The following is an 11,187-nucleotide window of genomic DNA, read 5'->3' as shown; positions in this document are numbered from 1 at the left end:
GCTTTACGTTCTTCAGAATAACGTGGCATGAATGCTCCTATGCCGCCCCTGATTGGTTAAATTCAGGCGAAATCGCCAACTGGACAACTAGGCTGACAGAGGGGGGCCTCCAGGCCAGCATACTGTAACTTACAGGCTTTGATTAATGGTAGCCAGCGCGTCGGCAGGATTGGCCGCCTGAGTAATGGGCCGACCAATAACCAGATAATCACTGCCAGCAGCCAATGCCTGCTCCGGAGTCATGATCCGACGTTGGTCACCCGCGTCTGAACCAGCAGGCCGAATCCCCGGAGTCACCAGTTTAAAGTCATGGCCCAACTCGGCCTTTAACAGGCTGGCTTCTTGTGCCGAACACACCACACCATCCAATCCTGCATCGCGAGTCAAACGTGCCAATGCCAGCACCTGCTCTGCAGGGGAGCGTAACACACCCACTTGCTCCAGCTCTTCTGCCGTCATGCTAGTGAGTACGGTAACCGCAATCAGCAAGGGGGCTCTATCACCGTAAGGCAACAATGCCTCCCGGGCTGCCTGCATCATGCGCAGGCCACCGCTGGCATGCACGTTTACCATCCACACGCCCAGCTCGGCAGCGGCCGCCACGGCCTTGGCAACCGTATTGGGAATATCGTGAAACTTCAGATCAAGAAACACATCAAACCCGGCTTCAACCAGAGTACGCACAAACTCGGGGCCGAATAAGGTAAACATTTCCTTGCCCACCTTTAGCCGGCAGCTGGCAGGATCCAATTGCGCAATAAGCGCCAACGCTTGCTGCTGATCGGCAAAATCAAGCGCAATCAGGATTTTAGGGTCGAGTTTTGTTGAGTCTTGCATACAAGATTACCTTCAATTTTTAAACATATTTTGCCACGGAACACACAGACGAAGAGCGACAAAAAAAGCGACAATGCATATCCTTGTGAGGTCACTTACCAATACATAGTTTTTCTTAATGTTTTTTCGTGGGTTCAGTGGATTCCGTGGCGAGAAAATCTTTAGCTTTTAAAATTCTTATTCCCCATCCAGGCCACGCAGTGGCCGAATGCTGCCCCACTGTTTGCAGGAGGGGCATTGCCAAAACAGGGTTTGGGCAGAAAATCCACACTGTGTACACTTATGGCTAGGCTTCAATCGTAATTGCTCCGAGACCAGAGAGCTCAGCATATCCAGACTTTCTCGGGCACGACCTTGCTCCGCATTTGCCGCATGATAAGCCATTAGCCGATGAAAGCCTTTCATGGTGGGATGACGCTGCAACTGCGACAACACCAACTGTTCAGCCGCCATAGTGCTCTGACTCTGGGCCACATAATCAGCCAGCATTAATACCACACTGGCGCCACTGTCTTCTGCCACCCATAAATGCAGCTGACGTATCAACTCGGCTTCATCATTTAACTGTCGATAGCAATATTGAATATCACCCAGCACTTCACAAATAAAATCGGCATCTTGCCGGGTGACGGCAAGCAAACACGCCAAGGCTTGCGACCACTGTTGCTGGGCCATATACAGCGCCCCCATGCGAATGTTGGCCCTCACACAGCCGGCGTCGGCTTTTAATGCCTTTTTCAGCTGCGCCATGGCGCTTTTGATATCTTGCTGTCGCCAATGCTGTTCGGCCAACTCACAGTAAAAATGCCCCATGGGGATCAGCGCTTTCATTCCTTGACGCTTTTTCAATCGCTCTGCCGTGGCAATCGCCTGATCCCAGTCTTTCAGTTGCTGATAAATAAGCAGTAATTGACCCAGTGCTTCTTCTTCGTAATCCGGATCGCTTTTCAGCTCGACCAGAATATGTTCGGCTCTGTCCAGCAAACCGGCGGCAAGAAAATCCCGAGCCAGCTCCAGCATGGCTAAATGCCGCTGCTCCAATAACAGATTAGGACGCGCGACCAGGTTTTGATGAATGCGAATGGCGCGATCGACTTCGCCTCGGGACCGAAACAGGTTCCCGAGGGCAAGATGGGTTTCAATGGTTTCGCTATCAACCTGCAATAACTGAATAAACAGATCAACGGCTTTGTCGGGTTCGTCAGACAGCAGAAAATTCAGCCCGGCAACATATTGCCGGGAGAAATGATTGGATTTTTTTTGAGCATCCTGCCGGACTCCTCTGCGCCCCATATACCAGCCATAAGCCGCCGCGACCGGGAGCAGCAGAAACAACAATTCCAGCATAGGACTCGTTAATCCTTAATGGGCAATGCCCTTAGCTCTTCCAACTCTCTTTGCTGACGCTCAACTTTTTTGCGCAGGCCGCTGTTGTTCATTCTCAGGCGTAGTAATACCAAACCAAACACCAACCAGCCAATAATGAAACCGGACACAAAAATAATCGCCAGCAATGAAGAAAGACGATAGTCACCCTGAGCCAACAGATAATTTACATGTACCAGCTGATCATTTTGCGTGCCCAGTGTTAAACCAATGGCAAACAAAATTGCCAGGATTATCAGGCCAATAATAATCTTCACCTTACCCTCTCAACTTCCTGATTTAGAGTCTTGGCATTATCTCGGAAAAGCCCAGTGCCTGCCAGTCGAGTTAACGTAAAAAGTGATATAGCGCCACTGATAATATCAGGCCGGATTAACTCGCTCACGTAATTCTTTACCTGGTTTAAAGTGAGGGACATATTTCCCTGTTAATGCCACTTTTTCACCGGTTTTGGGGTTACGCCCTTGGCGAGGAGCTCGGTAGTGTAATGAAAAACTACCAAACCCTCTGATTTCGATACGGTCACCACCTTGTAGGGTCGCCGACATTTGTTCAAGAATTTCTTTAATTGCGCCTTCTACTTCTTTGGCAGAAAGATGGCTGTATTGTTCTGACAGTCTTTCAATGAGATCGGATTTGGTCATGATGGTTTCTCCTGATCGCCAAACAACAAAAAGGGGGCACGAAGGCCCCCTTTTACATTCGGAAAGGCTTATTCGCCTTTGGCAGCCTTGAAGGCTTCTGCCATTGCACTTAAACCAACATCTTCAGGTTGCTGCTGGTTCAGGTTATCCAGAACTACTTTATCTTCTGCTTCGTCTTTCGCACGGATAGACAAGCTCAGAGTACGGTTCTTGCGATCAACGCCCATGAAGCGTGCTTCGATTTCTTCACCTACGGTCAATACAGTAGATGCGTCTTCGATACGGTCGCGAGAGATATCGGCAACGCGGACATAACCTTCCACGCCTTCTTCCATCTCTACTACTGCGCCTTTGGCGTCAACGGCAGTGATAGTACCCTTAACGATAGCACCTTTCTTAACGTCAGCCAGGTACTTGTTGAACGGGTCTTCGTCGATTTGCTTCACGCCCAGGCTGATGCGCTCACGCTCAGGATCAACCTGAAGCACTACTGCGTCAATCTCGTCGCCTTTCTTGAATTCACGAACGGCTTCATCACCGTTGGCGTTCCAGGAAATGTCGGACAGGTGAACCAGACCGTCGATGCCGCCGTCCAGACCGATGAAGATACCGAAGTCAGTGATAGACTTGATCTTACCGGAAACACGGTCGCCCTTGTTGTGGGTTTCCGCAAACAGCTGCCATGGGTTAGATTTGCACTGCTTCAGACCCAGAGAGATACGACGACGTTCTTCGTCGATATCCAGCACCATTACGTCTACGCTGTCGCCAACAGAAACCACTTTAGATGGGTGGATGTTCTTGTTGGTCCAGTCCATTTCAGACACGTGTACCAGGCCTTCAACGCCTTCTTCGATTTCCACGAAGCAGCCGTAGTCGGTCAGGTTGGTCACGCGGCCAGACAGACGAGTGCCTTCTGGGTAACGGTTAGCGATATCAACCCATGGATCTTCACCCAGCTGCTTCAGACCCAGAGACACACGAGTGCGCTCACGGTCGAACTTCAGCACTTTAACGTTGATTTCGTCACCTACGTTCACGATCTCGCTTGGGTGCTTAACGCGCTTCCAAGCCATATCGGTGATGTGCAGCAGGCCATCTACGCCGCCCAGGTCTACGAAAGCACCGTAGTCGGTCAGGTTCTTAACGATACCCTTAACTTCTTGACCTTCTTGCAGGTTCTCAAGCAGCTGCTCGCGCTCGGCACTGTTTTCAGTTTCGATAACGGCACGACGAGAAACAACCACGTTGTTGCGCTTCTGGTCCAGCTTGATTACTTTGAACTCAAGCTCTTTACCTTCCAGGTGCAGCGTGTCGCGTACTGGACGTACGTCAACCAGCGAACCTGGCAGGAATGCACGGATAGTGTTCACTTCTACAGTGAAGCCACCCTTGACCTTGCCGTTGATCACACCGATAACGGTTTCCTGATCTTCGTAGGCTTTTTCCAGTTGCAGCCAAGATTCGTGGCGCTTCGCTTTTTCACGGGAAAGCAGAGTCTCACCGAAACCGTCTTCTACCGCGTCCAGCGCTACGTCTACAACGTCGCCAACGCTGACTTCCATTTCGCCCTGGGCATTTTTGAACTGCTCGGCAGGGATAGCGGATTCAGACTTCAGGCCTGCGTCTACCAAAACGATACCGTTCTGGATGGCGACGACAGTACCTTTAACAATGGAACCCGGACGGGTTTCAAGTTCTGTTAGAGACTCTTCAAAGAGTTGGGCAAAAGATTCAATCATGTTTAATGAATACACTTTTTAAGTTGAACATCCACAGGGCAATCCGGCACCTACGGGGTGATTAGCATAGACCCGTTTCATCCTTGAGGCGGGCAGGGTCAGACGGCGTCTGACTTAACTTCTGAACATTTAACCGAAACAGCCTTACGGCTTAACCGGTGACTTTAACCTTAGTATGACTCAACACTTTGTCCAATACTTCTGCAATGGATAAATGCGTTGAATCAATGATCAGGGCATCATCTGCCGCTTTCAAGGGTGCGACGGCTCTATTACGATCTCTGTCGTCACGCGCCTGAATTTCGCTTAAAAGACGGTCAAAACTAACATCAAAGCCTTTCTCTTGCAACTGAAGAAGTCGACGATTCGCCCTTTCTTCGGCGCTGGCATCCAGGAATATTTTCACTTGAGCGTCAGGAAACACCACTGTGCCCATATCGCGTCCATCGGCAATCAGACCAGGAGCCGTTCGAAAGGCCCGCTGGCGGCGTAGCAAGGCTTCACGCACCCGTGGAAATGCCGCTATTTTACTGGCGGTATCGCCCATTTTTTCACTACGAATGGCACGAGAAACATCTTCGCCTTCAAGAATCGTTTTAACCTGATCATCCTGTACCGGAAATTGCACATCCAGATGCGCGGCTAACGGCACCAGACCGGCTTCATCGTCAAGCGCCACATTATGATGCAAGGCCGCCAGCGCCAACACGCGGTAGATGGCACCGGAATCCAGCAAGTGCCACTCCAGCTTTTCGGCCAGCAACTGGCAAAGTGTTCCTTTGCCGGCGCCACCGGGGCCATCTATTGTGATGACGGGAGCTTTTTCGGTCATGGCTTTCTCCAGTAAATCGTTGAGTTGAGCATATTTTTAATACACGACTGCACGGCGCGCATTATACCCAAGTTGGCTGGTAAATGTAGTACATACAATTTATTAACAGGTTAAAAATACCCTTTAAACAAACTTGTATGCATTGCGCCTATACCTGCGGGGTCATCCGCTTTACAATGACCGCCATTTTTTTGTTATTTGAAAACTGAAGAGGAACGCCATGAGCAGTGTTACCCGGATGGCAAACTCAAAACTGCCAACACCCTGGGGCACCTTTACCCTGATCGGATTTGAAGAAAAAGGTACGGGCAAGGATCACGCCGCCCTTGTGATGGGCACCATAGATGATGATCAGCCGGTGTTGGGTCGAATTCATTCTGAATGTCTGACCGGCGATGCCTTGTTCAGCCTGCGTTGCGACTGTGGTTTTCAGTTGCAGGCCGCAATGGAAAAAATAGCCAAAGAAGGCCGTGGCATACTGCTCTATGTGCGCCAGGAAGGCAGAGGCATTGGTCTGTTGAACAAGATTCATGCCTACCATCTGCAAGATCAGGGCAAGGATACCGTAGAAGCCAATGTTGAGCTTGGGTTTGCCGCCGACATGCGCGATTACACTATTTGTGCCGACATGCTGCATGAACTGGGTGTCAAGCAGATGCAGTTAATGACCAATAATCCACGCAAGGTCAAAGCGCTGGAAAACTTTGGCATTGAAGTGGTCGAGCGCATTCCACTGCAAGAAGGCCGCAATCCGTTTAACGAACACTATTTAGACACCAAGGCCGGCAAGCTCGGTCATATGTTTAAAGACCATAAGACAAAGCTGTAAGCTGTCAGTTTAAGACCAATGACAAACACAGCCAGTCCGGCTTGTCCGTCTAATAAATGAGTTCCGGTTGCAAAGAATAAAGGCACCAAACCCGCTGGGTCTGGTGCCTTTATTATATGGTTCGAATAACCTTGATGACGATGCGTTGTCGGTATTTTCTTCAAGCTGATCGTTTACGACGTCCAGCTATCTTTACCCCTCATTACGCTTGATGGTGGCGTAGCACACCGCCGTGACCAGGGTACCGATGACAATGGCCAGCGCATATTCCGTTATGGGTTGAATGGCGTTGGGAATAAAAAATACAAAAATTCCGCCATGAGGCGCCAGCAGCGCAGCGTCGAACCACATCGCCAGGGCTCCGGCAATGGCTCCCCCCAACATGCAACAGGGGATCACTCGTAACGGATCCCGCGCGGCAAACGGTATCGCCCCCTCGGAGATAAAACACAGCCCCAGCACCAGAGATGCCTTGCCGGCTTCTCGCTCGCTGACGCTGAATTTACGCCTTCCCAGCAAGGTAGCCATGCCCATGCCCAGCGCCGGTACCATGCCTGCCGCCATGGCTGCGGCCATAGGGCCATAGGTTTGCGACGCCAGCAGCCCAACGGCAAACGTATAAGCTACCTTGTTGACCGGCCCCCCCAAATCAAAACACATCATGGCACCGATCAGCAGCCCCAGTAACACCGCATTGACCGATCCCATGTTATTGAGAATATGGGTAAGATGGCTCATCAACCAGGCTAATGGCTCGCCCACCACATAAATCATCACCAAACCGGTCACCAGGCTGGCAAACAGTGGAATAATCAAGATAGGTTTCAGGGCCTGCAGCCGCTCAGGCAACCACAGCTGCCGGGCAATATAGCCACTACAGTAACCGGCCAACAGCCCCGCTATTATTCCTCCCAGAAAGCCGGTTCCTAGACTACTCGCCAACAGGCCGCCTATCATGCCCGGCGCCAGCCCGACGCGCCCGGCAATCGACAAGGCGATGTAACCGGATAACACCGGGATCATCAAGGCGAATGCCGCCTCCCCGCCAATCTGCATCAGGGCCGCGGCGAAGGAGTCTTGCTGCTTGAACGCATTAATACCAAACACAAACGACAACGCAACCAACAGCCCGCCGGCCACCACCATGGGCAGCATGAACGACACTCCGGTCATCAAATGCTGGTACAAGCCCCCTTGCTGCTTGTTATCCGGTGTATCTTCATTTACTGCCGAGGGCTGATACAGTTTGGCATCCAGCAAGGCACGATTAATCACGTTTTGGGGAGATTTCAGCGTGGCCCGGGTAGACGTTTGGTACAGGCGTTTTCCCTGAAAACGACTTAAATCAACGTCAATGTCTGCGGCCACTATCACCCGTTCGGCGCCATTAATATCGGCTGCACTGAGCAGGCACTGACTACCTACTGCGCCCTGGGTTTCCACTTTGATCTTGATGCCCATGTCAGTGGCAGCGGCAGTCAGTGCCTCGGCCGCCATAAAGGTATGGGCGACCCCTGTGGGGCAGGCGGTAACCGCCACCAGTGTCACGCCGGACGCGATGACACCCGGGGTCAGTAATGCTGCCTGCTCCCTGCCCTGTTGCAACCACTGGCCTGGCGCATTCAACGCCGCTTGCAGCGAGCTGCGATAGACTGATTTGCCCAGAAAACGGGACAAGTCCAGCTCCACATCTGCCGCCACCAACACCAGCTCGGCACTGTCAATCTCGTCGTCGGTAAAGGGAGTGGCGGGAGCGAACCGACTATGACATTCCACCCTCACCTGCCATCCCAGATCTTGTGCCGCCTGCTCCAGTAAGTTGGCGGCCAAATAACTGGCCGCCATGCCACCGGGGCAGGCGCTAATGATAAGAGCCTTCATATTGCCTCCTTGCGTGGCGTTGTTGTTCTACCTGGTAAACGGCGGCAATCGATTAATGACTACCTGCCTGCTCCCCCTGAGCGATCGCAACGCCGTTTTTTGCCTGCATGACCAGGGCTCGCACGGCGGCGGCATCGGTTGCCATTAGCGCCTGCTCGGCTAATGCGCGACAATCACTTAACCGCCACTGGCGTACATGAGACTTCACTAATGCCACCTGCTTCAGGCTCACCGACAGCTCATCCAGCCCCAGGCCCAGCAACAGCGGCACGGCAACCGGGTCGGCACCCAGCTCACCACACAGTCCGACCCATTTTCCTTGCTGGTGGGCCGCCGTTACGGTCATTTTGATCAGTTTCAATATGGCGGGGTTGAGTCCGTCGGCAAGGGCAGCCAGGGCGCCATTACCTCTGTCTATCGCCAGCGTGTATTGAGCAAGATCATTGGTGCCTATGCTGAAAAAGTCCACCTCGGCGGCAAACACCTCGGCATTCAAGGCCACCGCCGGCACTTCCACCATCATCCCCAGCTGAACATCCGGGGCCTGAATTTCGTCCTGTATGGAATCGAATAACGCCTTGGCCCATCGCCATTCCGCGATATCCGTGACCATCGGCAACAGAATGCGCAACGGCCGCTTGCCGGCCGCCAGCAACAAGGCCCGCAACTGATTTTCCAGCCATTGGGGCTGCTGACGACACAGCCTTATCCCCCTCACCCCCAAAGCGGGGTTGTCTTCATCTGCCCTGGGGTAATACAGCAGAGGCTTGTCACCGCCAATATCCAGAGTGCGCGCGACCAAAGGGCGACCCACCAGGGCATCCAGCGCCGTTTGATACATGGCTTGCTGCTCGGCCACATCGGGTAACTGGCGGCGCGCCATAAAGGCAAATTCGGTGCGCAGTAATCCTATGCCATCCGCTCCCACCGCCACGACGTCGGCGGCTTCCCGGGTGTCGGCCACATTGGCGCCCACCTCAACAAGATGTCCGTCACGGGTGGTGGCCGCCTGATGTCGCTGCTCCCAAGCCTTGTCTCTTGCTTGCTGATCTTGCTGCTGCCAGCCACGAGCCTGATCCAGCAAGCTAGCTTCAGGCGCCAGGCATAAAGTCGCAGTGGCGCCATCAAGAATGGCGGTGGTGCCCGAGGGCACAGTCAGTACACTTTCGTCGACCGCGACCAACGCGGGGATGCCCAAAGCGGCAGCCAAAATCGCGCTGTGAGAAGAAGCCCCTCCCCCGACACTTACCCAACCGAGCAGCTGACGCGTGTCCAGATTAACCAGTTGCGACGGACTGATTTCCTCAGCTACCCAGATATAGGGGTGTGACGGCGGTTGAGGCTGTTGTCGATGGCATAACAGCGCCATGACCCTGTGCCCGACATCACGAATATCCATGGCGCGGTCCGCCAGCAAGGCATCCTTATTCGCCGCCTGCTGTCGGGTAAGGGTATCGATTTCGCTCCACCAGGCGGCGGCGGCCGACTGACCTCGCTGAATACGACACTGCACCCCCAGGGTCAAAGACGTATCTGCCAATAACTCCCGGTGCATGGCCATCAGTTCTTTGGCGTAAGGGTCCGTCACCCGCGTTTCGGTGACTGCCAGATCGGCTCGCGACCGGGTCAGCGCATGACTTAGCGCCTGCAGTTCGGCCTCGGCATCACAGGCCTGCTTGGGATAATCAAATTCCAACGGCAAGTCGACAAATATCGGCCCAACCGCCAACCCGGGCGAGGCTGTCACGCCGGTAAAACGGGTGTTGGCGCTGATATTGGCAGCCAGCACAGGACTTGCCGCCAGGGCGGTTGGCTCCGACTCGCTACTTATGGCGAGCGAACTTTCGCCCAGGTTTTCGTTCATGCTGTGTGCCAGCGCAGCCAACGCTTGCTCGGCATCCGGGCCGTTTGCCCGAAACACCAATTCATGTCCGGCACTGGCTCCCAGAGTAATGATCTGCATCAGGTTTTTCGCCGACACCCAGGGTCCATCCAAGGTGAGGTTGCGTACTTCAATGTCGGCGATAAAAGACTTGGCGGTATGCACCAGCATGGCGCTGGGCCGGGCATGCAGACCGTGTTCGTTGTATACCTGCAGCGTTTTCTCACTATAAGTACGCCTGGACTCGGGACCTTGCGCCAGGGCCGCCCAAAACTCCTCGGGGCTCGCCTTACCCGCAAGCTCAGCCCCTTTACCCGCCGCCAGCCAGTGACCGAGCCGGTCCAACAGTGCTTTATGTTCTTGACCGTTTACTTGTAACGCCAGCAAGCCCACGACCGACGATGCCTGACTGGTATCAGGCGCTGTCTTCAGTGTGAGCATGGCCGCATCGGGATAACTCGCCTCGGCTTGGCACAACCACCATCCCTGACCTATGTGCAAGGGGCTTGACTGCTGAAACGCCGCTTTTTCCCGGCCTTCCAGCCCTAATAGATCGGCAGCTTGCGTCACCAGCTGAGCCAGCGAACTGCTTGTGATTTGCAGAGCCAGATGTGCCCTGGTGAGCGGTATCGGGATGGGCAGGTGTTGAGGCACCACGGTCGGCTCAGGCGGAGCTTGCAGCAGGGCCAGCACGGCGGCGGGGTTGTCGCATGCCATTATCTGCTCCAGCAGACCGCCCTTTTGCAAGCGCCGCGCCAGCTGTTGCAACAAGCCGAGATGGGTATCGCTATCGGCGGCAATCCCCAATGCCAGATATACAATGTGGCCATTACCCCAAGCAACACCGGCCGGAATGTGCATCACCTTGATGCCGGTGTGTTTAATCAGTTTGCGACCATCTCGAATGCCGTGCGGTATGGCCACCCCCTGGCCCAGATAGGTGCTTGCCTGCGCCTCGCGCGCCAGCAGGCAGTCGCCGTAGCCGGGGGCCACATGGCCGTCTTGCTGCAGCCAGGTCGCCAACGCTTGAATAACCGACGTTTTGTCACTATAGGTCACGCCGGTTTTTATGTCTGATAGCGACAGGGTAAACATGCCTTTCTCCGTTGGCCTCACAATGACACTCATTCCTTCTTCTGCCGTTGCAGACATGG

The 11,187-nt window shown here is 53.7% G+C and carries 9 protein-coding genes; 1 reads left to right on the top strand and 8 read right to left on the bottom strand.

Annotation, left to right across the window (positions count from 1 at the left end; genetic code table 11):
• Window positions 1-129: 129 nt before the first annotated feature.
• The 6 genes from pyrF to cmk form a co-directional block, all read right to left on the bottom strand.
• Window positions 130-837 (bottom strand): orotidine-5'-phosphate decarboxylase, encoded by a 708-nt coding sequence (gene pyrF, locus IEW52_RS10815; RefSeq protein ID WP_188630084.1) that lies wholly within the window; start codon window positions 835-837, stop codon window positions 130-132.
• A gap of 177 nt (window positions 838-1,014) precedes the next feature.
• On the bottom strand, window positions 1,015-2,184 hold the full coding sequence (lapB, locus tag IEW52_RS10810; RefSeq protein ID WP_188630083.1) for a lipopolysaccharide assembly protein LapB: 1,170 nt from the start codon (window positions 2,182-2,184) through the stop codon (window positions 1,015-1,017).
• A gap of 8 nt (window positions 2,185-2,192) precedes the next feature.
• Entirely contained in the window at window positions 2,193-2,480 is a 288-nt protein-coding gene (locus IEW52_RS10805; RefSeq protein WP_188630082.1) for a LapA family protein, read from the bottom strand.
• Between the two features lie 105 nt (window positions 2,481-2,585).
• The gene (gene ihfB, locus IEW52_RS10800; RefSeq protein WP_188630081.1) at window positions 2,586-2,867 is read right to left on the bottom strand and encodes an integration host factor subunit beta; all 282 of its coding nucleotides are present in this window, start codon (window positions 2,865-2,867) and stop codon (window positions 2,586-2,588) included.
• Between the two features lie 68 nt (window positions 2,868-2,935).
• Entirely contained in the window at window positions 2,936-4,609 is a 1,674-nt protein-coding gene (rpsA, locus tag IEW52_RS10795) for a 30S ribosomal protein S1 (protein WP_188630080.1), read from the bottom strand.
• 151 nt (window positions 4,610-4,760) lie between these two features.
• Entirely contained in the window at window positions 4,761-5,441 is a 681-nt protein-coding gene (cmk, locus tag IEW52_RS10790; RefSeq protein ID WP_188630079.1) for a (d)CMP kinase, read from the bottom strand.
• Between the two features lie 220 nt (window positions 5,442-5,661).
• On the opposite strand from cmk, the gene ribA reads away from it, so the two are divergent.
• Window positions 5,662-6,270 (top strand): GTP cyclohydrolase II, encoded by a 609-nt coding sequence (gene ribA / locus IEW52_RS10785; protein WP_188630078.1) that lies wholly within the window; start codon window positions 5,662-5,664, stop codon window positions 6,268-6,270.
• Window positions 6,271-6,462: 192 nt separating this feature from the next.
• Here the strand turns inward: ribA and IEW52_RS10780 are convergent, their stop codons facing one another.
• Window positions 6,463-8,151, bottom strand: a complete 1,689-nt coding sequence (locus IEW52_RS10780) for a PTS fructose-like transporter subunit IIB (RefSeq protein ID WP_188630077.1) — start codon at window positions 8,149-8,151, stop codon at window positions 6,463-6,465.
• 52 nt (window positions 8,152-8,203) lie between these two features.
• Window positions 8,204-11,128 (bottom strand): phosphoenolpyruvate--protein phosphotransferase, encoded by a 2,925-nt coding sequence (ptsP, locus tag IEW52_RS10775; RefSeq protein ID WP_188630076.1) that lies wholly within the window; start codon window positions 11,126-11,128, stop codon window positions 8,204-8,206.
• Window positions 11,129-11,187: the final 59 nt, after the last annotated feature.

The organism is Oceanisphaera marina (assembly GCF_014643915.1).
Classification (GTDB): domain Bacteria; phylum Pseudomonadota; class Gammaproteobacteria; order Enterobacterales; family Aeromonadaceae; genus Oceanimonas; species Oceanimonas marina.
Note: the sequence above shows the minus strand (reverse complement) of the source record. Positions and strands in the feature narration are given on the sequence as shown.

Bases quoted from the DNA above. Each gene is read 5' to 3' on its own strand.
- pyrF (WP_188630084.1), bottom strand. From the start codon at position 837: ATGCAAGACTCAACAAAACTCGACCCTAAAATCCTGATTGCGCTTGAT.
- lapB (WP_188630083.1), bottom strand. From the start codon at position 2,184: ATGCTGGAATTGTTGTTTCTGCTGCTCCCGGTCGCGGCGGCTTATGGC.
- ihfB (WP_188630081.1), bottom strand. From the start codon at position 2,867: ATGACCAAATCCGATCTCATTGAAAGACTGTCAGAACAATACAGCCAT.
- rpsA (WP_188630080.1), bottom strand. From the start codon at position 4,609: ATGATTGAATCTTTTGCCCAACTCTTTGAAGAGTCTCTAACAGAACTT.
- cmk (WP_188630079.1), bottom strand. From the start codon at position 5,441: ATGACCGAAAAAGCTCCCGTCATCACAATAGATGGCCCCGGTGGCGCC.
- ribA (WP_188630078.1), top strand. From the start codon at position 5,662: ATGAGCAGTGTTACCCGGATGGCAAACTCAAAACTGCCAACACCCTGG.
- IEW52_RS10780 (WP_188630077.1), bottom strand. From the start codon at position 8,151: ATGAAGGCTCTTATCATTAGCGCCTGCCCCGGTGGCATGGCGGCCAGT.
- ptsP (WP_188630076.1), bottom strand. From the start codon at position 11,128: ATGTTTACCCTGTCGCTATCAGACATAAAAACCGGCGTGACCTATAGT.